Below are 23,981 nucleotides of genomic sequence, written 5' to 3'. Positions count from 1 at the left end.
ACTCTCCAGCCTCTGGGGGGAGGCGCGGTTCCGTTGGGCGGCTACCGGCATGCGCAGGCTGCCCGCAATCAGCGATTCAGCATATTCCTGAAATCATCCTGAAAGCTGCGTAGGGTGACAAAAGACGATAGACTGCCGGTTTGTTGTCACCCTTCGTGAGTAGATGTAACCGATTTGATCGCTTTGTTGTTCCGCATAACCCCATATTTGTCATTTCTCCTGCTGCTGACAGGTACCGTCGCGCGCGCGCAGCAGAATAACCAGCCGGACGTCAGTGCAGCGGATACGTTGCCGGACCTTGGTCTGGCGCCGCAGGTGGATGATGACGCAAAGCACTTTGCCGAGATGGTAAAAAAATTTGGCGAAGCCAGTATGAGTGATAAAGAGATGACCGCTGGCGAGCAGGCGCGGGTATTCGCCATCGACAAACTGGGGGATGAGGTCAGTCAGCAACTGGAGGACTGGCTCTCGCCATGGGGCAACACCAGTGTCGATCTGTTGATTGATAAAGAGGGGCATTTTACCGGCAGCAAGGGAAGCTGGTTTGTCCCCTTACAGGATAACGGTGACTTTCTCACCTGGAATCAATACTCGGTCACACAGCGCGACAGCGGACTGGTGGGGAATATTGGCCTCGGTCAGCGCTGGAGAATGGGCAACTGGCTGTTGGGCTATAACACGTTCTACGATCAGGCGCTGGATGACCACCTGGCGCGCGGCAGTATTGGCGCGGAAGCCTGGGGCGAGTCGATGCGTTTGTCCGCTAATTACTATCATCCGCTTGGTGGCTGGCAGCAGGGAAGTCGCCTGACTCAACTGCAGCGTATGGCGAGCGGCTACGATGTGACGGCTCAGGCGCGGCTGCCATTTTATCAGTACGTTAATACCAGCGTCAGCGTGGAACAATATTTTGGCGACAACGTCGATCTGTTCGATTCGGGAACCGGATATCATAATCCGATAGCGTTGTCGGTCGGCCTGAATTACACGCCTTTTCCGCTGGTCACGGTCACCGCCAAACATAAGCAAGGTGAGAGCGGTATCAGTCAAAACGATGTGGGGTTGAAACTCAATTATCGCTTTGGCGTCCCGTTAAAACAGCAACTGGCGGCTGATGAAGTCGCCGTCAGACGCGCGCTGCGCGGAAGCCGCTACGATCCTCCGGAACGGGATAACCTGCCGGTGATGGAGTATCGTCAGCGCAAAACCCTGGCGGTTTATCTGGCCACGCCTCCCTGGGATCTTCGGCCGGGAGAGACGGTACAACTGAAGCTACAAATTCGTAGCCTGCACGGTATTAAGTCTCTGAGCTGGCAGGGAGATACCCAGGCGTTAAGTCTGACTTCGCCGATAGAGGCCAGTAGTCCGGATGGCTGGAGCGTGATTATGCCACGCTGGAACAGCGACGCCGGCGCGGGCAATCTCTGGCATCTTTCCGTGGTGGTAGAGGATAAAAAAGGTCAGCGCGTCTCATCCAATGAGATCACCCTGGCGCTGACGGAGCCACTGGAGAGCTTACCTGCAGATGGCGTTTCGTGGCAGCAGACGCCCTAGAGCACGCGTTCCTGATGGACCCAAACCGCCGCTTCTACCCGCGATTTTAATTTCATTTTCTTCAGCATATGTTTGACGTGCACCTTGACGGTGCTTTCGGTGATATCCAGGCGGCGGGCGATCATTTTGTTCGGCAGACCCTGAGCAATCAGCTTAAGAATGTCGCGCTCGCGCGGTGTTAACTGGCTAATGTCGCGCTCGGAGGTGGCGCGATTAGCCCGTAGGCTGGCTGCCAGCACCGGCGTTAATGCTTCGCTGAGCACCATTTCGCCCGCCGCCGCCTGTTGCAGTGCTTTCAGCAGATCTTCCGGCTCCATATCTTTCAACAGGTAGCCGTCGGCGCCGCGTTTCAACGCGGTCACGACATCTTCTTCATGGTTGGAAACGCTAAATACCACCACGCGACCGGAAAGCGCTTTTTCGCGCAGCTTGTCCAGGGTTTCGAGGCCGTTCATCCCCGGCATATTGAGATCCAGCAGAATCAAATCCGGGTCCAGGGACTCCGCCATCGCAATACCCTGTTCGCCGTTACTGGCTTCACCAATCACCTGAATATCCGGTGCCATACTGATAAGCTGTTTGACGCCGGTACGCAGCATCGGGTGATCGTCAATGAGAAGGATGGTTGCTCGTTCCTGTTGACTCATAGCGTTCTCCTTATTGGATTGAAAACGATTTTTCAGGGATAAAGGTGACCACCACTTCCGTGCCGCCGGTTTTCCGACGCTGCACCTGACAGTCTCCGCGTAGGCTCTGAGCGCGATCGCGCATAATGATTAAGCCGTAATGGTTGCTGCGTTCCGCATTCTCCGGTACCCCGCGGCCGTTATCGGCCACCACCAGTCGGACCTGATTATCCTTTAGCGTTACCGTAACGCTGACTTCTGTGGCATTGGCATGCTTGAGGGCATTGCTTAGCGCCTCGCGGGCGATTTGCAGCAGGTGGATAGCCTGGTGCGAGGGCACAAAACGCGGCGGTAGTTGATAATCCAGTCGCACTGTAAAGCCGAAATGGGCGCTGTACTCCTGACAACTGGCTTCCAGCGCCGGGCGCAGACCGGTGTCGGTTAACTGCAGACGGAAGGTTGTCAGCAGTTCCCGCAGCTGTGCCCATGAGGTATTCAGTTCATTACGGATTTGCCCCAAAAGCTGGCGACTCTCTTCCGGTAGCCTGTCACCCTGCATCTGCAGGCAACTGACCTGCATTTTCATACAGGAGAGCGATTGGGCGATGGAGTCATGCAGTTCGCGGGCGATAGTCGCACGTTCCTCCATCACGATAAGCTGCTGCTGGCGCTCCTGATGCCGATCGAGGGCCAGGGTCCCGGCGATCTGCTCAACTAACGTATCGACCAGTTGCTGCTGATCGTGGCTCAGGTGAAGACCGGTAGGGAGGGTAGACAGCAGAATACCATATTGATTATGGGCATCCGACAGTCGCCATTTTAATGTGGTGCCGACATTGGGCAACGCCGGCAGGTCGCGCGGGCAGAGATAGCAGCCTCGGTCATCGCACTGAATGTCGGAGTGGCAGGAAAACTCCTGATGGTTATCTTCATCTTCGAGATCGTAAACCCGGACTTCAATATCGCGCAGCGGGGTTAACCCTTGCAAACCGTTAAGCACGGGCGAGATACGTTCGCAGAGTGGGGCGTTCGAATGCAGACGGCGGTTGGCTTGCCACAGGAATGCGAGGATCTCATTTTTTTGTTCAAGTCCGGCGGTTTTTTCCTGTACCCGCCGTTCAAGCACCGAATAGCTCTCGGCCAGTTCTTCCGACATATTATTCAGCGCCATACCCAGCGTCGCCATTTCGTTGCGTCCGCCAATTTGCGCACGCTGGGTAAAATCGCGCTGGCTCACCGCGCGGGCCATCGCCAGCAGCTGTTTCCAGGGGCGTAACAACCGGGCGCGTAGCCAGACGATAGTGAACGCCAGCAGCAGCGCCATGCCGACAGCCATCAAACGCTGGGTCCAGACAACCTGCTTTATCCGCTCTTCGGTGGTGTGATCGAAAGCGGTGACCAACTGATCTATGCGGTTGACAAAACCGGCAACGTTCGCCGCTACCGTCGCCTGATGCTGCGCACGGCGCATTTCCGGCGCCAGCTCCAGTTGCCAGTAGCGCTGTAAAGCCTGAAGCTGTTGCTGCTGATCGTCATGGCGCGCGGCGTACTGCAGTTCCGGACTGAAGACCGTCGCCGTCATTTCATCCAGCAGTTTTTGGTCATCGGCGTGCAACGGTACCGCCGCCAGCAGGCGATAGCTCTGCATACGTAGCGAACCGGCTTTATTAATGGCGTGCGCGCTGCCCTGAACGCCGTGCACCAGGCGAGAGGAAATCGCCATTCCGGCAACACCTATCACCGCAACCAATAAAACGATCAACGCGAGCTGATTCACCAGCGTTAGCGGCGTAAAAAGACGTTTCAACATGGCAAAATGGCTCCTGATCGGCCAGTCATCCGGGCGTGTGGCTTATTCTCGGACATCCTCTGGAGTATACCCATACCCCAAAAGGATTACCCCTTAATTGTCAGTCTTCGATAGCCTGGTGGCACGCATTTGTGGAATGACAGCAGCCGTGTGATAAAACACACTTTTTTGCGCAGAAATAGCTACTCATTAGGGAGGATGTGCTTTTTTTAGCGAATTTCTCGCCCGCTTTTGCTTTGATTTATATCAACTTACCGCCGCCGGTAACCCATAAGGTAGCCAGGGTTAATATGAATCATCAGAGGTGTCTATGAGTCACTCTTCAATCCCGGAGAAGACTAACAGCCCAGTCATTAGCGACTGGCGTCCTGAAGATCCTGAGTTCTGGCGGCAGCGTGGTCATCGTGTCGCCAGCCGCAATCTGTGGATCTCCGTTCCCTGTCTTTTACTGGCATTCTGCGTCTGGATGTTGTTCAGCGCCGTCGCCGTCAATCTGAATAAAGTCGGTTTTCAGTTTTCAACCGATCAGTTATTTATGCTGACCGCGCTACCCGCGTTGTCCGGCGCGCTTCTGCGCGTGCCCTATGCTTTTATGGTCCCGCTGTTCGGCGGCCGTCGCTGGACTGCATTTAGTACCGGGATCATGATCGTCCCCTGCGTATGGCTGGGCTTCGCGGTACAGGATACCGCGACACCCTTTAGCGTATTTGTGATTATCTCCCTGTTGTGTGGCTTTGCGGGGGCGAACTTTGCTTCCAGTATGGCCAATATCAGCTTCTTTTTTCCGAAACAGAAGCAGGGCGGCGCGTTGGGTATCAACGGCGGCCTCGGCAATATGGGGGTCAGCGTGATGCAACTGGTCGCTCCTCTGGTGGTATCTCTGTCGATTTTCGCCATCTTTGGCGGGAGGGGCAGCGAATTACCGGATGGATCAACGCTGTATCTGGAAAACGCGGCGTGGATTTGGGTACCGTTTCTGATTATCTTCACCCTCGCGGCATGGTTCTTTATGAACGATCTGTCGGCGTCGAAGGCTTCTCTTCGCGAACAGCTCCCGGTGCTGAAGCGTGCGCATCTGTGGATTATGGCGCTGCTCTATCTGGCGACCTTCGGTTCATTTATCGGCTTCTCCGCAGGCTTCGCGATGTTGTCGAAGACCCAGTTTCCTGATGTTCAGATCCTTCATTACGCCTTCTTTGGGCCGTTTATTGGTGCGCTGGCGCGTTCCTGCGGCGGCGCGATCTCCGACCGTCTGGGTGGAACCCGCGTGACGCTGGTGAACTTTGTGTTGATGGCAATCTTCTGCGGCCTGTTATTCCTGACGCTGCCATCTCACGGCGAGGGTGGTAATTTTATTGCCTTCTTCGCGGTATTTATGGTGCTGTTCCTGACCGCCGGGCTGGGAAGCGCCTCTACCTTCCAGATGATCTCGGTTATCTTCCGTAAAATGACCATGGATCGCGTGAAAGAGCAGGGCGGCAGCGACGCGCAGGCGATGCGTGAAGCGGCCACCGACACGGCGGCTGCGTTAGGCTTTATCTCGGCGATTGGCGCTATCGGCGGATTCTTTATCCCGAAAGCGTTTGGTATTTCACTGGATCTCACCGGTTCTCCGGCCGGAGCGATGAAAGTCTTCCTGGTGTTCTATATTGCCTGCGTGGTGATTACCTGGGCCGCTTATGGGCGGAAGCAGAAATAATTTTTTGCCTATTTTCATTCAAGAGCGCAGAAATATTTGCGCTCTTTTTTTGAGGTATTAATTAGTTACAACATACTATTTGTTTTGAATTATTTTATACCGTACTTAAATCACATAGAAATTACCCACTATGACATCTACCACTTAATACCCAGAGGAATAATAAACCTCTATTGATAGCAATGTTTTTAAATAAAAAACCATATTAATCATATAGATAAAAAATATAAATAGATACTACTTTGGTGGTAATGGTTATTTTTGACCATCTTTATAAGCTATTCCGCCTTGATCGTTATCAATTCCCAACCGCCTTCATAGCGTTACCGTCGCAGCTAATTCAGCAATGTCGATTTATCAGAGAGCCATCAGGCTCCACACAGGAGAAACCCGATGAGTAAATTCCTGGACCGGTTTCGCTACTTCAAACAGAAGGGCGAAACCTTTGCCAATGGGCACGGCCAGCTTCTCGAAACAAACCGGGACTGGGAGGATGGATACCGCCAGCGTTGGCAGCATGACAAAATCGTGCGTTCAACCCACGGGGTAAACTGTACCGGCTCTTGCAGCTGGAAAATTTATGTGAAAAACGGTCTGGTCACCTGGGAAACCCAGCAGACAGACTACCCGCGCACCCGCCCGGATATGCCGAACCATGAACCTCGCGGCTGCCCGCGCGGCGCGAGCTACTCCTGGTATCTCTACAGCGCAAACCGCCTGAAATATCCGCTGATGCGTAAGCGCCTGATGAAAATGTGGCGTGATGCGAAAAAACTGCACAGCGATCCGGTAGACGCCTGGGCTTCCATCATCGAAGACGCCGATAAAGCAAAAAGCTTCAAACAAGCGCGTGGTCGTGGTGGCTTCGTTCGTTCTTCCTGGCAGGAAGTGAACGAACTGATTGCGGCATCCAACGTTTATACCATCAAAAATTACGGTCCCGATCGCGTGGCGGGCTTCTCGCCGATTCCGGCGATGTCGATGGTCTCTTACGCATCCGGCGCGCGTTACCTGTCTCTGATCGGCGGGACTTGCCTGAGCTTCTACGACTGGTACTGCGACCTGCCGCCTGCGTCTCCGCAGACCTGGGGCGAGCAGACGGACGTACCGGAATCCGCTGACTGGTACAACTCCAGCTACATCATCGCCTGGGGCTCTAACGTTCCGCAGACCCGTACCCCGGATGCCCACTTCTTTACTGAAGTGCGTTACAAAGGCACCAAAACGGTTGCCGTTACGCCTGACTACGCTGAAATCGCCAAGCTGTGCGACCTGTGGCTGGCGCCGAAGCAGGGGACTGACGCCGCGATGGCGCTGGCGATGGGCCACGTCATGCTGCGTGAATTCCACCTTGATAACCCGAGCCAGTATTTCACCGATTACGTCCGTCGCTATACCGACATGCCGATGCTGGTGATGCTTGAAGAACGTGACGGTTACTATGCCGCTGGCCGTATGCTGCGCGCCGCCGATCTTATTGACGCGCTGGGTCAGGAAAACAACCCGGAATGGAAAACCGTTGCCATCAACACCCGAGGCGATATGGTTGCGCCGAACGGTTCTATTGGCTTCCGCTGGGGCGAGAAAGGCAAATGGAACCTCGAACAGCGTGACGGTACGTCAGGCGAGGAAACCGAACTGCAACTCAGCCTGCTGGGTAGCCAGGACGATATCGCAGAAGTGGGCTTCCCGTACTTTGGCGGTGAAGGTACTGAACACTTCAACAAAGTCGAGCTGCAAAACGTTCTGCTGCACAAGCTGCCGGTGAAACGCCTGCAACTGGCGGACGGAACCACCGCGCTGGTGACTACCGTTTACGATCTGACGATGGCGAACTATGGCCTGGAACGCGGTCTGAACGACGAAAACTGCGCAACCAGCTACGACGACATTAAAGCCTATACTCCGGCGTGGGCAGAGCAGATAACCGGCGTACCGCGTGCGCAAATCACCCGTATCGCCCGTGAATTTGCGGATAACGCCGATAAGACGCATGGTCGTTCAATGATCATTGTTGGCGCCGGTCTGAACCACTGGTATCACCTCGATATGAACTATCGTGGGCTTATCAACATGCTGGTGTTCTGCGGCTGTATCGGTCAGAGCGGCGGCGGCTGGGCGCACTATGTCGGCCAGGAAAAACTGCGTCCGCAGACCGGCTGGCAGCCGCTGGCGTTTGCTCTTGACTGGCAGCGTCCGGCGCGTCACATGAACAGCACCTCCTGGTTCTATAACCACTCCAGCCAGTGGCGCTACGAGACGGTTACCGCGCAGGAACTGCTGTCGCCGATGGCGGATAAATCCCGCTACAGCGGCAGTCTTATCGACTTCAACGTGCGTGCTGAACGCATGGGCTGGCTGCCGTCTGCGCCGCAGTTGGGCACCAACCCGCTGTACATCGCGCGTGAAGCGGAAAAAGCCGGGATGACGGCGGTGGATTACACCGTGAAATCGCTGAAAGAAGGCTCGATTCGTTTTGCGGCGGAGCAGCCGGAAAACGGGAAAAACCACCCGCGTAACCTGTTTATCTGGCGCTCGAACCTGCTGGGTTCATCCGGTAAAGGGCATGAGTACATGCTGAAGTACCTGCTGGGTACGGAAAACGGTATTCAGGGCAAAGATCTGGGTATGCAGGGCGGCGTGAAGCCGGAAGAAGTGGAATGGCAGGATAACGGTCTTGACGGCAAACTGGACCTGGTGGTGACGCTGGATTTCCGTCTGTCGAGCACCTGCCTGTACTCCGACATCGTGCTGCCGACCGCCACCTGGTATGAAAAAGACGACATGAATACTTCGGATATGCATCCGTTTATTCACCCGTTGTCTGCCGCCGTTGACCCGGCCTGGGAATCGAAAAGCGACTGGGAAATCTATAAAGGCATCGCGAAGAAATTCTCTGAAGTCTGCGTGGGACACCTTGGCAAAGAAACCGATGTGGTGACGCTGCCGATTCAGCACGACTCCGCTGCCGAACTGGCGCAGCCGCTGGACGTGAAAGACTGGAAAAAAGGCGAATGCGACCTGATCCCAGGTAAAACCGCGCCGCACATCATTCCGGTGGAACGCGACTACCCGGCGACGTATGAGCGCTTTACCTCTATCGGCCCGCTGATGGAGAAAATCGGCAACGGTGGCAAAGGCATCGCCTGGAACACTCAGAGCGAAATGGATTTGCTGCGCAAGCTCAATTACACCAAAGCTGAAGGCCCGGCAAAAGGCCAGCCGATGCTGAATACCGCGATTGATGCCGCCGAGATGATCCTCACGCTGGCGCCGGAAACTAACGGCCACGTAGCGGTGAAAGCCTGGGCGGCGCTGAGTGAGTTCACCGGTCGCGACCATACGCATCTGGCGACCAATAAAGAAGAAGAAAAAATTCGCTTCCGCGATATTCAGGCGCAGCCGCGTAAGATTATCTCCAGCCCGACCTGGTCTGGCCTGGAAGATGAACACGTCTCTTACAACGCCGGTTATACCAACGTTCACGAGCTGATTCCGTGGCGTACGCTGTCTGGTCGCCAGTCTCTGTATCAGGATCATCAATGGATGCGTGACTTTGGCGAAAGCCTGCTGGTTTACCGTCCGCCAATCGACACGCGTTCAGTGAAAGCGGTGATGGGTGAGAAATCTAACGGCAACCCGGAAAAAGCGCTCAACTTCCTGACGCCGCACCAGAAGTGGGGTATCCACTCCACCTACAGCGACAACCTGCTGATGCTGACGCTGTCGCGCGGTGGGCCGATTGTCTGGATGAGCGAAACCGATGCTAAAGATCTGGGTATTGAAGATAACGACTGGATCGAGGTCTTTAACAGCAACGGTGCGCTGACGGCACGCGCGGTGGTAAGCCAGCGTGTTCCGGCCGGGATGACCATGATGTACCACGCGCAGGAACGTATCGTTAACCTGCCGGGTTCAGAAATTACCCAGCAGCGCGGCGGTATTCACAACTCGGTAACCCGTATCACGCCGAAGCCGACCCACATGATCGGCGGCTATGCGCAGCTGGCCTACGGCTTTAACTACTACGGTACGGTCGGTTCAAACCGCGATGAGTTTGTTGTGGTGCGTAAGATGAAGAACATTAACTGGTTGGATGGCGAAGGCAATGACCAGGTACAGGAGAGCGTAAAATGAAAATTCGTTCACAAGTCGGCATGGTGCTGAATCTCGATAAATGCATCGGCTGCCACACCTGTTCAGTGACCTGTAAAAACGTCTGGACCAGCCGTGAAGGTATGGAATACGCCTGGTTCAATAACGTGGAAAGTAAGCCAGGCGTCGGTTTCCCGAACGACTGGGAAAATCAGGAAAAATGGAAAGGCGGCTGGGTCCGTAAAATTAACGGCAAACTGCAACCTCGCATGGGCAACCGCGCGATGCTGCTGGGTAAAATCTTCGCTAACCCGCATCTGCCGGGCATTGATGATTACTACGAGCCGTTTGATTACGACTACCAGAACCTGCATACCGCGCCGGAAAGCAAGCATCAGCCGATTGCGCGCCCGCGCTCGCTGATCACCGGTCAGCGGATGAACAAAATTACCAGCGGTCCGAACTGGGAAGAAATTCTGGGCGGCGAATTTGAAAAACGCGCCAAAGACCAGAACTTCGAAAACATGCAGAAGGCGATGTACGGGCAGTTCGAAAACACCTTCATGATGTATCTGCCGCGCCTGTGCGAGCACTGCCTCAACCCGGCGTGCGTGGCGACCTGCCCGAGCGGCGCGATTTATAAGCGTGAAGAGGACGGCATCGTCCTGATTGATCAGGACAAATGCCGCGGCTGGCGTATGTGCATCACCGGTTGTCCGTACAAGAAGATCTACTTCAACTGGAAGAGTGGGAAGTCCGAGAAGTGTATTTTCTGTTATCCGCGTATTGAAGCGGGTCAACCGACCGTATGCTCCGAAACCTGCGTGGGTCGTATCCGTTACCTTGGCGTGCTGCTGTATGACGCCGATGCGATTGAAAGCGCAGCCAGCACGGAGAACGAGAAAGATCTGTATCAGCGCCAACTGGATGTGTTCCTCGACCCGAACGATCCGGCGGTCATTGAACAAGCGCTGAAAGACGGCGTTCCGCAAAGCGTTATCGATGCGGCGCAGCAGTCCCCGGTTTACAAAATGGCGATGGACTGGAAGCTGGCGCTGCCGCTGCACCCGGAATACCGTACGCTGCCGATGGTCTGGTACGTGCCGCCGCTGTCGCCGATTCAGTCTGCGGCGGACGCTGGCGAACTGGGCAGCAATGGCATCCTGCCGGACGTGGAAAGCCTGCGTATCCCGGTTCAGTACCTGGCGAACCTGCTGACTGCAGGCGATACCCAGCCGGTACTGCTGGCGCTGAAACGTATGCTAGCGATGCGTCACTACAAACGTGCGGAAACCGTTGACGGTAAACTGGATACCCGCGCGCTGGAAGAGGTGGGTCTGAGCGAAGCGCAGGCGCAGGAAATGTACCGTTACCTGGCAATTGCGAACTATGAAGATCGTTTCGTTATCCCGAGCAGCCATCGTGAGCTGGCGCGTGAGGCGTTCCCGGAGAAAAGCGGTTGCGGTTTCACGTTCGGCGATGGTTGCCACGGTTCAGATACCAAATTCAACCTGTTCAACAGCCGCCGCATTGATGCCATCGATGTGAGCAGCAAAACGGAGCCGCACCAATGATTGAACTCGTCATTGTTTCGCGTCTGCTCGAGTACCCGGATGCTGCCTTATGGCAGCATCAACAGGAACTTTTCGATGCACTCGCGTCATCTGAAAACCTGGATAAAGAAGATGCCCAGAGTCTGGCGGTTTTCCTGCGCGATCTCACTGCGCAGGAGATGCTGGATGTACAGGCAAGCTACAGCGAACTGTTTGATCGCGGTCGCGCCACGTCGCTGTTGCTGTTTGAGCATGTTCATGGCGAATCCCGCGATCGCGGCCAGGCAATGGTCGATTTGATGGCGCAGTACGATCAGCACGGCCTGCAACTCGACAGTCGTGAGTTGCCTGACCATCTGCCGCTGTATCTGGAGTATCTGGCGCAGTTGCCGAAAAACGACGCGCTTGGCGGCTTGCAGGACATCGCGCCGATTCTGGCGTTGCTGGGCGCACGTCTGCAACAGCGGGAAAGTCGCTATGCGGTGCTGTTCGATCTGCTGCTGAAGCTGGCTAATACCGTTATCGACAGCGACAAAGTGGCAGAGAAAATTGCGGATGAAGTCCGTGACGATACCCCGCAAGCACTGGATGCCGTCTGGGAAGAAGAACAGGTGAAATTCTTTGCTGAGCAGGGTTGCGGCGAGTCGGAGATTTCCGCTCACCAGCGTCGTTTTGCCGGGGCTGTCGCTCCGCAATATTTGAATATCACCACCGGAGGACAGCAATAATGCACTTCCTGAATATGTTCTTCTTTGATATCTACCCGTACATTGCCGGATCAGTGTTCCTGATTGGCAGCTGGCTGCGCTATGACTACGGTCAGTACACCTGGCGTGCGGCTTCCAGCCAGATGCTGGATCGCAAAGGGATGAACCTGGCTTCGAACCTGTTCCACATAGGTATTCTGGGGATCTTCGCGGGTCACTTCCTGGGGATGCTGACACCGCATTGGATGTACGAAGCGTTTCTGCCGATTGAAGTAAAGCAAAAATTGGCGATGATTGCAGGCGGCGCCTGTGGCGTGATGACGCTGGTCGGCGGCGTACTGCTGCTCAAACGCCGTCTGTTCAGCCCACGCGTGCGCGCAACGACCACGGGAGCGGATATTTTGATCCTTTCTCTGCTGGTGATTCAGTGCGCGCTGGGACTGCTGACTATTCCGTTCTCTGCGCAACATATGGACGGTAGCGAAATGATGAAACTGGTGGGATGGGCGCAATCTGTGGTGACGTTCCACGGCGGCGCGTCTGAGCATTTAGAGGGCGTAGCGTTCATTTTCCGCCTGCACCTGGTGCTGGGGATGACGTTGTTCCTGCTGTTCCCGTTCTCGCGCCTGGTTCACATCTGGAGCGCGCCGGTCGAGTACCTGACGCGTAAATACCAGGTCGTGCGCGCCCGTCGCTGATATGGCTTTGCGTGCGGCTAAACCCTGCTTTGGCAGGGTTTTTTTATGCCTGTCTGCCGGATGGCGGCTGCGCCTTATCCGGCCTACGATCGGACGTCATCATGCGGTTATGCGATCATCCAGGCCAGGTAAACCGAGTGCCACCGGGCAAAACATAGAGCACAGGAATTTAATTTGGCTGGGGTACAACAGATAAGTAATGGTGGTGGGGGAAGGATGACTGGGCGCGTTGCGCCTCGCCCTTCGGGTCGTTGCCTGCGGCAACGCTTTCTCGCTTGCGCTCGAATCGAACCTTAGTCGAAGTTTCTCATCCTTCCCCGTGAGGGCAGAATATGGGGGTAGAGGAATTTGATTTGGCTGGGGTGCAACAGACAAGTAATGGTGGTGGAGGAAGGATGACTCGGCGCGTTGCGCCTCGCCCTTCGGGTCGTTGCCTTCGGCAACGCTTTCTCGCTTCGCTCGAATCGAACCTTAGTCGAAGCTTCTCATCCTTCCCCGTGAGGGCAGAATATGGGAGTAGAGGAATCTAATTTGGCTGGGGTGCAACAGACAAGTAATGGTGGTGGGGGAAGGATGACTCGGCGCGTTGCGCCTCGCCCTTCGGGCCGTTGCCTGTGGCAACGTTGTCTCGCTTGCGCTCGACTCGAACCCTGGTCGAAGGTTCTCATCCTTCCCCGTGAGGGCAGAATATGGGAGTAGAGGAATTTAATTTGGCTGGGGTGCAACAGACAAGTAATGGTGGTGGGGGAAGGATGACTCGGCGCGCTGCGCCTCGCCCTTCGGGTCGTTGCCTGCGGCAACGCTTTCTCGCTTCCGCTCGAATCGAACCTTAGTCGAAGCTTCTCATCCTTCCCCGTGAGGGCAGAATATGGGGCAAGGTTATTAAAAGTAGTTTGTGTGCTTTCAGGAAATAATGGTGGTGGGGGAAGGATTCGAACCTTCGAAGTCGATGACGGCAGATTTACAGTCTGCTCCCTTTGGCCGCTCGGGAACCCCACCAGGGGTAATTCAATATGCTGCAAGTATTCAATAGCAGGGAAGGATTATTCGGAGCTAAAGCTCCTCACCCTTCGGGCCGTTGCCTGTGGCAACGTTGTCTCGCTTGCGCTCGACTCGAACCCTGGTCGAAGGTTCTCACCCTTCCCGACGAGTGCAAACTTTGCTAACGCTCATCGGTGTGACCACATCATCACTGTGGTCAAAAATGGTGGTGGGGGAAGGATTCGAACCTTCGAAGTCGATGACGGCAGATTTACAGTCTGCTCCCTTTGGCCGCTCGGGAACCCCACCACGGGGTAATTCAATATGCTGTAGGCATTCAATAGCAGGGAAGGATTATTCGGAGCTAAAGTTCCTCACCCTTCGGGCCGTTGCCGTAGGCAACGTTCTCTCACTATCGCTCGAGTCGAACCTTGAAGTCGATGACCGTAGATTTTCAGTCAGCTCACCTATGAACGCTCGGGAACCCCGGCACGGGGTAATGCTTTGTACTGGCCTGCTTCCTGTTGGGAAGCGGGGCGCATCATACCAAATGATGCGCCCCTGTAAAGTATTCCTTTACTTAAAATGAACCGTTTGCGTACTTTTCATCCGTAACGAAGTAAAGCTAATCAATTCATATCGTTGATGCTTACAGAATGATAGTGCGATTCCCATAAACAAATACGCGCTGGGCCAGTACTTTATACAATGCCCGGCTTAACACATTTTTTTCAACATCACGGCCTGCACGCATCATATCCTCAGCCGTGTAGGTGTGATCAACATGAATCACGTCCTGCATAATGATTGGGCCTTCGTCCAGATTATCGTTCACGTAGTGCGCGGTCGCACCGATAATTTTCACGCCGCGCTCATAAGCCTGATGGTAAGGACGCGCGCCGATAAACGCTGGCAGGAATGAATGGTGAATATTGATAATCTTATTCGGGAAGCGGGAAACGAATTCCGGCGTCAGGACGCGCATATATTTCGCCAGCACAACATAATCCGGCTCAAACGCGGCAATGGCGTCACCCATCTGCATATCGTGTTCTTCACGGGTTAATCCCTCATGGCTTACCAACTGGAAAGGGATATCAAACCGTTCCACCAGCGGACGTAATGTGTCATGGTTGCCGATAACGGCAGCAATTTCTACATCCAGTCCGCCATAGTTGGCTTTCATCAGCAGATCGCCAAGACAGTGCGCCTCTTTGGTGACCAGGATCACTATTCGGCGACGACCAGCCGGGGTCAGTTCGCGAATTGAGCCATCCGGCAGTGCGCTGTCGAGATCGGCCAGTAGAATGGAATCATTGAAAATGCCTTCGAGCTCGGTGCGCATAAAGAAACGGCCGGTTCGATGATCGACGAACTCGTTGTTCTGCACGATGTTCAGTTCGTGCTTGTAGCAGATATTAGTGATACGCGCGATGAGGCCTTTCTGATCAGGGCAAATGGTGCGTAGTACTTTACGTTGTAGTGAATGCATCGCGGGGAAAATCCTGTAGTGTTTGCTATTTCTGCTGCTGGCTTACTGGCCGCAGCATTTTTTAAATTTTTTACCTGAACCACAAGGGCAGAGGTCGTTACGGCCGATAAGCGGTCGTGTACCGTCGATATAGTACCACTGTCCGTTTTCTTTTAAGAATCTGGATCGTTCAATAATAACGCCGGAGTGGCTATCGTCGCTAAAACGCGCGATAAAACTGACAAAACCCTCATCTGGGCTGCGACCCTCCTCGCTAGCAAAAACGGTTAAGCCTCGCCATAGAGTGCGAGTAAAACCGCTTTCAAGGTCAGCACGAAACTGTTGTGCCTGACAAGAAGAGTGCCAGGTTTTAATCAGATACTCGGCATCCTTCATGACAAATGCGCTGTAGCGCGACCGCATCAGTTGTGACGGATCTGGCGCATGCTGCGCGCCAGACAGATAACGCTGACAACATGAGCTATACTCCAGAGCGCTGCCACAGGGGCATAATGGCGACAAAATGGCCTCCATGAAGATTAAGAAAGACGGCGCAGCAACGCCAAAGCGCATTATGTTAACTGAGGTGCGGCAATGATGCTATGCCTCGAATGGAAGGATATTGTTCAGTAATAATGAGAAAACTTAAGATCGGCCTGGCTCTGGGGGCAGGCGCGGCACGCGGATGGTCACATATTGGTGTGATTAACGCACTACAAAAGGCGGGTATCGATGTTGATGTTATCGCCGGCTGTTCCATCGGCTCGCTGGTGGGCGCTGCCTATGCCTGCAATCGACTTCCGGCGCTGGAGAAATGGGTCTGTTCCTTTAGCAACTGGGACGTTCTGAAGTTAATGGACCTCTCCTGGCAGCGTGGAGGTTTATTGCGCGGAGAACGGGTGTTCAGCCACTATCGGCGGATTATGCCCATCACGGAAATTGAATCTTGCGAGCGGCGCTTTGCTGCGGTCACAACCAATTTAAGCACCGGTCGTGAATTGTGGTTTATGGAAGGGGATCTGCATATGGCGATCCGCGCGTCTTGCAGTATGCCAGGTCTGATGTCGCCGGTGAGGCATAACGGTTACTGGCTGGTGGATGGCGCGGTAGTTAATCCGGTTCCTGTGTCTCTGGCTCGCGCAATGGGAGCCGATATTGTGATTGCCGTTGACTTACAGCACGATGCACATCTGATGCAGCAGGATTTGTTATCCCTTGAGGTGCCGCGACCGGAGGCCGGGGAAAATTACTCGTGGCATTCCCGGCTGCGTTCCCGTCTGGCGCGAATGACTTCGCGTCGGGCGGCGGTAGCGCCAACGGCTATGGAGATTATGTCCACTTCGATTCAGGTTCTGGAAAATCGTCTTAAGCGAAACCGTATGGCGGGCGATCCGCCTGATATCCTGATACAACCCTTTTGCCCGCAAATCTCCACTCTTGATTTTCATCGGGCCGGTGAAGCCATCGCGGCTGGACATCTGGCGGTTGAAAAGAAAACGGACGAGCTATTACCTTTGGTGCGCACTTCCGCGTAGTGCATTTGGCAAAGACTTAAATAAATTTCTGACAGGCGATAGCGCGAATAGCATGCCACTATTAAGTTATCGTCAGCCAGGGGAGAGATCATGACGCAGCCATTGGCGGGAAAACAGATTCTGATAGTTGAAGACGAGCCCGTTTTCCGCTCTCTTATGCACAGTTGGTTAACGTCGCTAGGTGCGACTATCGTGCAGGCAGAAGATGGCGTGGATGCCCTGCAAAAAATGTCTGAGTCAACACCGGATTTGATGATTTGTGATATTTCGATGCCGCGCATGAACGGCCTGCAACTGGTAGAACATGTGCGCAATCAAGGTCAGCAGTTGCCGATTCTGATGATTTCAGCGACGGAAAATATGGCGGATATCGCCAAAGCGCTGCGTCTTGGCGTGCAGGATATTTTGCTAAAGCCGGTAAAAGATTTCGACCGTCTGCGAGAAACAGTCTATGCCTGCCTCTATCCGAATATGTTTAATTCGCGAGTTGAGGAGGAAGAGCGCTTGTTTGAAGACTGGGATGCGCTGGTCAGCGATCCCAAAGCCGCGTCAAGGCTATTGCAGGAGCTTCAGCCGCCGGTTCAACAGGAGATGTCCCGTTGCCGTATTCATTATCGTCAACTGGTTTCGGCTGATAAGTCCGGATTAGTGCTTGATATTGCGCCATTATCAGAAAACGATCTGGCGTTTTATTGTCTGGATGTTACGCGTGCCGGCGATAATGGGGTCCTCGCCGCCTTATTATTACGCGCGCTGTTCAATGGGTTGTTGCAGGAGCAGCTTGCACATCAGGGACAACGCCTGCCAGAGATGGGAAACCTGCTAAAGCAGGTTAATCAATTGCTGCGCCAGGCTAACTTACCGGGGCAATTCCCATTACTGGTAGGGTATTACCACAGCGGTTTGAAAAATTTAATTTTAGTCTCCGCTGGGTTGAATGGCACATTGAATACAGGGGAACACCAGATTCAGATTAGTAATGGCGTTCCGTTAGGGACATTGGGCAATGCTTATCTCAACCAAATTAGCCAGCGCTGTACATCATGGCAGTGCCAAATTTGGGGGGCTGGCGGGCGTTTACGCCTTATGTTGTCTGCGGTATAAGCAGTTGTATTTATTTTTACACAGGTGGGATTATCGCGCATTCTTTTGCGGTGGTACTATCACTGTGTTTAATAGGTAAAAATCCTAATTCGAAGATATCTAAACCTTTTCGGACGAGATTTGCCTGAGCAGGCTGATATACTCGATAGCATAATTATTAACGGAAAGTTTAAAAAATGAACAGTCCAGGAGATTTCAATGGCTGCCTTTAATTCAAAAGTGAGAAAAGCTGTCATCCCGGTTGCGGGATTAGGCACCAGAATGTTGCCTGCTACCAAGGCTATCCCTAAAGAAATGTTGCCGTTGGTAGATAAGCCTTTAATTCAATATGTTGTTAACGAATGTATCGCCGCCGGGATTACTGAAATTGTTCTGGTTACGCACTCTTCAAAAAATTCTATCGAAAACCATTTTGATACCAGTTTTGAGCTGGAGGCGATGCTCGAAAAACGTGTAAAACGCCAGCTGCTGGAAGAGGTGCAATCTATTTGTCCGCCGCATGTGACTATTATGCAGGTTCGTCAGGGGCTGGCTAAAGGTTTGGGACATGCAGTGCTTTGCGCGCACCCGGTTGTCGGTGATGAGCCGGTTGCGGTTATTTTACCGGACGTTATCCTGGATGAATATGAATCCGATCTGTCCCGCGATAATCTTGCGGAAATGATCGCGCGTTTTGATGAGACGGGCGCCAGCCAGATAATGGTTGAACCGGTTGCGGATGTCACCGCATATGGCGTTGTTGATTGTAAAGGCCAGTCTCTGGCGCCGGGAGAAAGCGTACCTATGGTTGGCGTAGTTGAGAAGCCTAAAGCAGACGTTGCGCCATCCAATCTTGCGGTCGTAGGGCGATATGTGCTGAGCGCGGATATCTGGCCTCTGCTGGCAAAAACCCCTCCGGGAGCCGGGGATGAAATTCAACTGACAGACGCCATTGATATGCTGATCGAAAAAGAAACAGTTGAAGCCTATCATATGAAAGGCAAAAGCCATGATTGCGGTAATAAATTGGGCTATATGCAGGCTTTTGTTGAATATGGCATACGCCACAAATCACTGGGCGCGGAATTTAAAGCCTGGCTGGAAAAAGCAGTAGCGAAGTAATCGGTTACTACAGGATGACGGGCCGGGGGCGAGATTCGTTTCCCGGTTTTTTTATGTCCGCGTCGCTCAGGTCTGGTTTATTGAAAAAACTTGCCTGGACGAAGGTATTGATCGCATTCCGTGGGGAATGGCAACGGCACCTTAATGTCTCAGGATTTGAATCGTGCGGGGCAGGCAACGCCTTTCAGGGTTTTTTTAAGCCACCGGGAGCGGTGTTAATGCAGGAATAAAAATAATCCCGCCGAAGCGGGATTTCTGTGCGGGATGCGATAGCTTATTACAGCAGGAAATCGTCCAGAGTTTTACCTTGCTCATCCATCGCTTTTTTGATGACGGCTGGCGTACGCCCCTGACCAGTCCAGGTTTTAGTTTCGCCATTTTCGTCAACGTAGCTATATTTAGCCGGACGCGCAGCGCGTTTGGTTTTCGTTCCCGATTTAACGGAAGTCATGCTGCTCAGCAGTTCATTTGGGTCAATACCGTCAGCAATCAGCATTTCACGATATTGTTGCAGTTTGCGAGTACGCTCTTCAATTTCTGCCGCAGCCGCGCTTTCTTCTTCACGACGTTCGTTAACGACAACTTCTAATTTTTCCAGCATTTCTTCGAGCGTTTCAAGGGTGCATTCTCTTGCCTGCGCACGAAGAGTACGGATGTTGTTCAAAATTTTAAGTGCTTCGCTCATTGTAGTAATCTCAAACTTATATTGTGGGGTGGTTTGTTGGTCTAATAATAGAGCGATAAATTCAGATGTGCAATAGGGGAGAATGTAAGGAAGTCAAAATAACTTGTTATTTGTCGCGGAAATTAATTCATTTAACTTAAATTTTATGTGTGGGTTCACATCTTTCCCGCTTATAGTTCGGCGGACAACATAAGCTAACACTCTGAGAGCATATGCTTTTTCTGATGCACAGAGAGAAAAATTATACTTTGCATGGATAAATATCTTTGCCTGTATTAGCCCGGTAGCGGTGATGATGGTTAATATAAAACCCTTGTCCGGTGCGGTTATAGCGGCAGAAAAATGTCCGTTGAAGCGTAACCGGACAATAGCGGCGTAAGCGTCCGGCGCCAGAGTGTACGAATTGCAGCCAACTCCATTCAATAAGTTATTTAATATTTTTTACCCGTCATACCGCTGATTACAGGCGGACGGGCAATAATTCAGCCCGCGTGTAGGCTTTGCACTAACAGTTCAGCATCTCGCGTCGTCTGGGGCGAGGCTGATGTTTTTTCCCTTGTCAGCTCTCACGGGATATCTGGAATGATTTTGCACCCAGGTCTTCGCAGACTGAGCATTCCCCGTAATACGCACGCTGCAGGGCCGATAGTTGAAGAAAATATATGATACAATTTTGCGGCGATAAAACACATTGATTGGGGTTACGCAGCCAATGGCACAACTTTATTTCTATTACTCTGCAATGAACGCGGGTAAGTCGACCGCTCTGTTACAGTCCTCTTACAATTACCAGGAGCGCGGGATGCGTACGGTAGTTTATACGGCGGAGATCGATGACCGTTTTGGCTCCGGAAAGGTGAGTTCAAGGATTGGTCTCTCATCGCCAGCTCGACTGTATAATACGCAAACTGACTTATTCTCGGATATCGCAGACGAGCATACCCGTCAGCCAGTTCATTGTGTATTAGTTGATGAGAGCCAGTTTTTGACGCGTGAGCAGGTGCTCGCGCTATCTGAAGTGGTGGACCAGCTTGATATTCCCGTGCTGTGTTATGGGCTGCGTACTGATTTTCGCGGTGAACTGTTTACTGGCAGTCAATATTTACTGGCGTGGGCCGATAAGCTGGTTGAATTAAAAACTATCTGTTTCTGTGGCCGTAAGGCGAGTATGGTTTTGCGTCTCGATCAGGAAGGGCGACCTTACAATGAAGGGGAACAGGTTGTGATAGGCGGCAATGAACGGTATGTCTCCGTTTGTCGTAAGCATTATAAAGAGGCCCTGAAGGAAGGCTCTTTGACCTTTGTGCAGAGCAAACAACACGCAGGCTAATATATTTGCCGCGCATTCTTCCTCTGGCGCGTTTGCAGCGCCTTATTGGCCCTCACAAGGGACATTATAACTCGCTGCGACGGTCTGCCAGAGACTTGCGCGGCAGATATAAAAAAGCCCCAAAATGGGGCTTATATTCGCTTTTTTTGCTGCGTTCAAATTAAGCAAGCTGCGTTCAAATTAAGCAGATTTCTTCGCTTTCTTGTCAGCTTTCGGCGCGGCAGCGTCTTTCTTCGCAGCAACTTCACCTTCAGTGAATTCACGGCCGTAGTAGGTATCCAGCAGAATCTGTTTCAGCTCGGAGATCAGCGGGTAACGCGGGTTAGCGCCGGTGCACTGGTCATCGAATGCGTCTTCAGACAGCTTGTCTACATGTGCCAGGAAGTCCGCTTCCTGTACGCCAGCTTCACGGATAGACTTAGGAATACCCAGTTCCGCTTTCACGCTTTCCAGCCATGCCAGCAGTTTCTCGATCTTAGCGGCAGTACGGTCGCCCGGTGCGCTCAGACCCAGATGGTCAGCGATTTCTGCATAGCGACGGCGAGCCTGAGGACGGTCATACTGGCTGAACGCCGTCTGCTTGGTCGGGTTGTCGTTCGCGTTATAACGGATAACGTTACAAATCAGCAGGGCGTTTGCCAGACCGTGCGGAATATGGAACTGAGAACCCAGTTTATGCGCCATAGAGTGGCATACACCCAGGAAGGCGTTGGCAAAGGCGATACCAGCGATAGTCGCTGCACTGTGAACGCGTTCGCGCGCTACCGGGTTTTTCGACCCTTCATGATAAGAAGCCGGCAGATACTCTTTCAGCAGTTTCAGTGCCTGCAGCGCCTGGCCATCGGAGAACTCAGATGCCAGTACGGAAACGTAGGCTTCCAGCGCGTGCGTGACGGCATCCAGACCACCGAAAGCACACAGGGACTTCGGCATGTCCATTACCAGATTCGCATCGACAATCGCCATATCCGGCGTCAGCGCATAGTCCGCCAGCGGATATTTCTGACCGGTCGCATCGTCGGTAACAACAGCAAACGGCGTTACTTCAGAACCGGTGCCGGAAGTGGTAGTGATGGCGATCATTTTCGCTTTTACGCCCATTTTCGGGAACTTGTAGATACGTTTACGGATGTCCATAAAGCGCAGCGCCAGTTCTTCGAAGTGGGTTTCTGGATGTTCGTACATAACCCACATGATTTTCGCCGCATCCATCGGGGAGCCGCCGCCCAGCGCGATGATCACGTCTGGTTTGAAGGAGTTCGCCAGCTCTGCGCCCTTACGAACGATAGTCAGCGTCGGGTCTGCTTCAACTTCAAAGAAAACTTCAGTTTCAACGCCAGCCGCTTTCAGCACGGAGGTGATCTGGTCAGCATAGCCATTGTTGAACAGGAAACGGTCGGTCACGATGAGCGCACGTTTGTGGCCATCGGTAATCACTTCATCCAGCGCGATGGGCAGAGAGCCACGGCGGAAGTAGATAGATTTCGGAAGTTTGTGCCACAACATGTTTTCAGCTCGCTTAGCAACGGTTTTCTTGTTGATCAGGTGTTTCGGACCAACGTTTTCAGAGATGGAGTTACCACCCCAGGAACCACAACCCAGAGTCAGGGAAGGTGCGAGTTTGAAGTTATACAGGTCACCGATACCACCCTGAGAAGCCGGGGTGTTAATCAGGATACGCGCGGTTTTCATCATTTGACCGAAGTAAGCAACGCGTGCTGGCTGGTTGTCCTGGTCGGTGTACAGGCAGGAGGTGTGGCCGATACCGCCCATTGCTACCAGTTTTTCAGCTTTATCAACCGCGTCTTCGAAGTCTTTCGCGCGATACATTGCCAGCGTCGGAGACAGTTTTTCATGAGCAAACGGTTCGCTGTCATCAACAACCGTCACTTCGCCGATCAGAATCTTAGTGGTTTCTGGTACGGTGAAGCCTGCCAGTTCAGCAATTTTATAGGCCGGTTGACCCACAATAGCCGCGTTCAGCGCGCCATTTTTCAGAATAACATCCTGAACGGCTTTCAGCTCTTTGCCCTGCAGCAGATAGCCGCCGTGGCTGGCGAAACGTTCGCGAACGGCATCATAAACGGAGTCAACAACAACAACGGACTGTTCAGATGCACAGATTACGCCGTTATCGAAGGTTTTGGACATCAGTACGGAAGCCACCGCACGTTTGATATCGGCTGTTTCATCGATAACAACCGGCGTGTTACCCGCACCAACGCCGATAGCTGGTTTACCGGAACTGTATGCGGCTTTCACCATGCCAGGGCCGCCTGTCGCCAGGATCAGGTTGATGTCAGGGTGGTGCATCAGCGCGTTAGACAATTCAACGGAAGGTTGATCGATCCAGCCAATCAGGTCTTTTGGCGCGCCCGCAGCGATCGCCGCCTGCAGAACGATATCAGCCGCCTTGTTGGTGGCGTCTTTGGCGCGCGGATGTGGAGAAAAAATGATGGCGTTACGGGTTTTCAGGCTGATCAGAGATTTAAAAATAGCGGTTGAGGTTGGGTTAGTTGTCGGGACGATACCGCAGATGATGCCAATTGGTTCAGCAATGGTGATAGTGCCGAAAGTGTCGTCTTCAGACAGCACACCACAGGTTTTTTCATCTTTATAGGCGTTATAGATGTATTCGGAAGCGAAGTGGTTTTTAATCACTTTATCTTCGATGATACCCATACCGGATTCGGCAACGGCCATCTTCGCGAGAGGGATTCGGGCATCAGCTGCGGCCAGAGCGGCGGCACGGAAGATTTTGTCGACTTGTTCTTGAGTGAAACTGGCATATTCACGCTGGGCTTTTTTCACGCGCTCGACGAGTGCGTTCAGTTCAGCGATATTAGTAACAGCCATAAATGCTCTCCTGATAATGTTAAACTTTTTTAGTAAATCAGTAGCTCAATCCGACAGTATAGACAGAGTGTTAACAGGCTGCATTTTAATGTTAACAAAAAGAATTTTGTGCTGCTGGCTCCACCGATTGACTAAAAAAGCTGTTATTTTTCCTCTCAGGTATCGCTGCTTTCCCT

16 protein-coding genes, 2 tRNA genes and 6 other RNA genes are annotated in these 23,981 nt (G+C 53.0%); 10 read left to right on the top strand and 14 right to left on the bottom strand.

The genetic code is table 11. The features are described from left to right. Positions 1-174: 174 nt before the first annotated feature. Positions 175-1,554, top strand: coding sequence for a YchO/YchP family invasin (locus tag FN037_RS01880; protein WP_185929214.1), 1,380 nt, complete (start codon positions 175-177; stop codon positions 1,552-1,554). Here the strand turns inward: FN037_RS01880 and narL are convergent. Next, positions 1,551-2,201 (bottom strand): two-component system response regulator NarL, encoded by a 651-nt coding sequence (narL, locus tag FN037_RS01875; protein WP_138360342.1) that lies wholly within the window; start codon positions 2,199-2,201, stop codon positions 1,551-1,553. The two genes, FN037_RS01880 and narL, sit on opposite strands and share 4 nt — an antisense overlap. Positions 2,202-2,211: 10 nt before the next feature. Further along, positions 2,212-3,990, bottom strand: a complete 1,779-nt coding sequence (gene narX, locus FN037_RS01870; RefSeq protein ID WP_138360343.1) for a nitrate/nitrite two-component system sensor histidine kinase NarX — start codon at positions 3,988-3,990, stop codon at positions 2,212-2,214. Between the two features lie 310 nt (positions 3,991-4,300). On the opposite strand from narX, the gene FN037_RS01865 reads away from it, so the two are divergent. The 5 genes from FN037_RS01865 to narI all read left to right on the top strand — a co-directional run bounded on the left by FN037_RS01865 (position 4,301) and on the right by narI (position 12,742). Beyond that, positions 4,301-5,689 (top strand): NarK family nitrate/nitrite MFS transporter, encoded by a 1,389-nt coding sequence (locus FN037_RS01865; protein WP_142501432.1) that lies wholly within the window; start codon positions 4,301-4,303, stop codon positions 5,687-5,689. 393 nt (positions 5,690-6,082) lie between these two features. Next, complete coding sequence (locus tag FN037_RS01860; protein ID WP_142501431.1) at positions 6,083-9,826, top strand: nitrate reductase subunit alpha; 3,744 nt, start codon at positions 6,083-6,085, stop codon at positions 9,824-9,826. Then, entirely contained in the window at positions 9,823-11,358 is a 1,536-nt protein-coding gene (gene narH, locus FN037_RS01855) for a nitrate reductase subunit beta (protein WP_012132185.1), read from the top strand. Before FN037_RS01860 ends, narH begins: the two co-directional genes overlap by 4 nt. Next, positions 11,355-12,065, top strand: a complete 711-nt coding sequence (narJ, locus tag FN037_RS01850) for a nitrate reductase molybdenum cofactor assembly chaperone (protein ID WP_138360346.1) — start codon at positions 11,355-11,357, stop codon at positions 12,063-12,065. Before narH ends, narJ begins: the two co-directional genes overlap by 4 nt. Further along, on the top strand, positions 12,065-12,742 hold the full coding sequence (gene narI / locus FN037_RS01845) for a respiratory nitrate reductase subunit gamma (RefSeq protein ID WP_138360347.1): 678 nt from the start codon (positions 12,065-12,067) through the stop codon (positions 12,740-12,742). Before narJ ends, narI begins: the two co-directional genes overlap by 1 nt. Positions 12,743-12,942: 200 nt before the next feature. Here narI and FN037_RS01840 read toward each other — a convergent pair. From FN037_RS01840 to FN037_RS01795, 10 genes are all read right to left on the bottom strand, one after another. After that, positions 12,943-13,074, bottom strand: a non-coding RNA gene (locus tag FN037_RS01840) — RtT sRNA. Between the two features lie 47 nt (positions 13,075-13,121). Next, a non-coding RNA gene (locus FN037_RS01835) (RtT sRNA) lies at positions 13,122-13,252 on the bottom strand. A gap of 47 nt (positions 13,253-13,299) precedes the next feature. Continuing rightward, positions 13,300-13,431, bottom strand: a non-coding RNA gene (locus tag FN037_RS01830) — RtT sRNA. A gap of 47 nt (positions 13,432-13,478) precedes the next feature. After that, positions 13,479-13,610, bottom strand: a non-coding RNA gene (locus tag FN037_RS01825) — RtT sRNA. Positions 13,611-13,656: 46 nt separating this feature from the next. Then, positions 13,657-13,741, bottom strand: a tRNA-Tyr gene (locus FN037_RS01820). Between the two features lie 27 nt (positions 13,742-13,768). Then, positions 13,769-13,901: non-coding RNA, RtT sRNA (locus tag FN037_RS01815), on the bottom strand. A 46-nt stretch (positions 13,902-13,947) separates the two neighbouring features. Further along, positions 13,948-14,032 (bottom strand) — tRNA-Tyr (locus tag FN037_RS01810). Positions 14,033-14,060: 28 nt separating this feature from the next. Beyond that, positions 14,061-14,202: non-coding RNA, RtT sRNA (locus FN037_RS01805), on the bottom strand. Between the two features lie 170 nt (positions 14,203-14,372). Then, positions 14,373-15,215, bottom strand: a complete 843-nt coding sequence (gene purU / locus FN037_RS01800; RefSeq protein WP_138360348.1) for a formyltetrahydrofolate deformylase — start codon at positions 15,213-15,215, stop codon at positions 14,373-14,375. Positions 15,216-15,257: 42 nt separating this feature from the next. Then, the gene (locus tag FN037_RS01795; protein WP_138360402.1) at positions 15,258-15,716 is read right to left on the bottom strand and encodes a YchJ family protein; all 459 of its coding nucleotides are present in this window, start codon (positions 15,714-15,716) and stop codon (positions 15,258-15,260) included. A 113-nt stretch (positions 15,717-15,829) separates the two neighbouring features. On the opposite strand from FN037_RS01795, the gene rssA reads away from it, so the two are divergent. The 3 genes from rssA (at position 15,830) to galU (ending at position 18,934) form a co-directional block, all read left to right on the top strand. Then, positions 15,830-16,729 carry a patatin-like phospholipase RssA gene (gene rssA / locus FN037_RS01790; protein WP_138360349.1) on the top strand — a complete coding sequence of 300 codons (900 nt, stop codon included), beginning with the start codon at positions 15,830-15,832 and terminating at the stop codon, positions 16,727-16,729. 90 nt (positions 16,730-16,819) lie between these two features. Continuing rightward, on the top strand, positions 16,820-17,833 hold the full coding sequence (gene rssB, locus FN037_RS01785) for a two-component system response regulator RssB (RefSeq protein ID WP_142501430.1): 1,014 nt from the start codon (positions 16,820-16,822) through the stop codon (positions 17,831-17,833). Between the two features lie 198 nt (positions 17,834-18,031). After that, complete coding sequence (gene galU / locus FN037_RS01780) at positions 18,032-18,934, top strand: UTP--glucose-1-phosphate uridylyltransferase GalU (RefSeq protein WP_138360351.1); 903 nt, start codon at positions 18,032-18,034, stop codon at positions 18,932-18,934. A gap of 277 nt (positions 18,935-19,211) precedes the next feature. Here galU and hns read toward each other — a convergent pair whose 3' ends face one another. Then, complete coding sequence (hns, locus tag FN037_RS01775) at positions 19,212-19,619, bottom strand: histone-like nucleoid-structuring protein H-NS (RefSeq protein ID WP_138360352.1); 408 nt, start codon at positions 19,617-19,619, stop codon at positions 19,212-19,214. Between the two features lie 712 nt (positions 19,620-20,331). Between hns and tdk the strand changes: the two genes are divergently transcribed. Then, entirely contained in the window at positions 20,332-20,949 is a 618-nt protein-coding gene (tdk, locus tag FN037_RS01765) for a thymidine kinase (RefSeq protein WP_138360353.1), read from the top strand. A 180-nt stretch (positions 20,950-21,129) separates the two neighbouring features. Here tdk and adhE read toward each other — a convergent pair whose 3' ends face one another. Next, positions 21,130-23,805, bottom strand: a complete 2,676-nt coding sequence (gene adhE / locus FN037_RS01760) for a bifunctional acetaldehyde-CoA/alcohol dehydrogenase (RefSeq protein ID WP_138360354.1) — start codon at positions 23,803-23,805, stop codon at positions 21,130-21,132. Positions 23,806-23,981 lie beyond the last annotated feature (176 nt).

Source organism: Klebsiella sp. 2680, from assembly GCF_900198535.1.
GTDB lineage: Bacteria > Pseudomonadota > Gammaproteobacteria > Enterobacterales > Enterobacteriaceae > Klebsiella > Klebsiella indica.
Note: the sequence above shows the minus strand (reverse complement) of the source record. Positions and strands in the feature narration are given on the sequence as shown.

Excerpts from the sequence above, each read along its gene's own strand:
- narL (WP_138360342.1), bottom strand. The coding sequence starts at position 2,201 with ATGAGTCAACAGGAACGAGCAACCATCCTTCTCATTGACGATCACCCG.
- narX (WP_138360343.1), bottom strand. The coding sequence starts at position 3,990 with ATGTTGAAACGTCTTTTTACGCCGCTAACGCTGGTGAATCAGCTCGCG.
- FN037_RS01865 (WP_142501432.1), top strand. The coding sequence starts at position 4,301 with ATGAGTCACTCTTCAATCCCGGAGAAGACTAACAGCCCAGTCATTAGC.
- FN037_RS01860 (WP_142501431.1), top strand. The coding sequence starts at position 6,083 with ATGAGTAAATTCCTGGACCGGTTTCGCTACTTCAAACAGAAGGGCGAA.
- narH (WP_012132185.1), top strand. The coding sequence starts at position 9,823 with ATGAAAATTCGTTCACAAGTCGGCATGGTGCTGAATCTCGATAAATGC.
- narJ (WP_138360346.1), top strand. The coding sequence starts at position 11,355 with ATGATTGAACTCGTCATTGTTTCGCGTCTGCTCGAGTACCCGGATGCT.
- narI (WP_138360347.1), top strand. The coding sequence starts at position 12,065 with ATGCACTTCCTGAATATGTTCTTCTTTGATATCTACCCGTACATTGCC.
- purU (WP_138360348.1), bottom strand. The coding sequence starts at position 15,215 with ATGCATTCACTACAACGTAAAGTACTACGCACCATTTGCCCTGATCAG.
- rssA (WP_138360349.1), top strand. The coding sequence starts at position 15,830 with ATGAGAAAACTTAAGATCGGCCTGGCTCTGGGGGCAGGCGCGGCACGC.
- rssB (WP_142501430.1), top strand. The coding sequence starts at position 16,820 with ATGACGCAGCCATTGGCGGGAAAACAGATTCTGATAGTTGAAGACGAG.
- galU (WP_138360351.1), top strand. The coding sequence starts at position 18,032 with ATGGCTGCCTTTAATTCAAAAGTGAGAAAAGCTGTCATCCCGGTTGCG.
- hns (WP_138360352.1), bottom strand. The coding sequence starts at position 19,619 with ATGAGCGAAGCACTTAAAATTTTGAACAACATCCGTACTCTTCGTGCG.
- tdk (WP_138360353.1), top strand. The coding sequence starts at position 20,332 with ATGGCACAACTTTATTTCTATTACTCTGCAATGAACGCGGGTAAGTCG.
- adhE (WP_138360354.1), bottom strand. The coding sequence starts at position 23,805 with ATGGCTGTTACTAATATCGCTGAACTGAACGCACTCGTCGAGCGCGTG.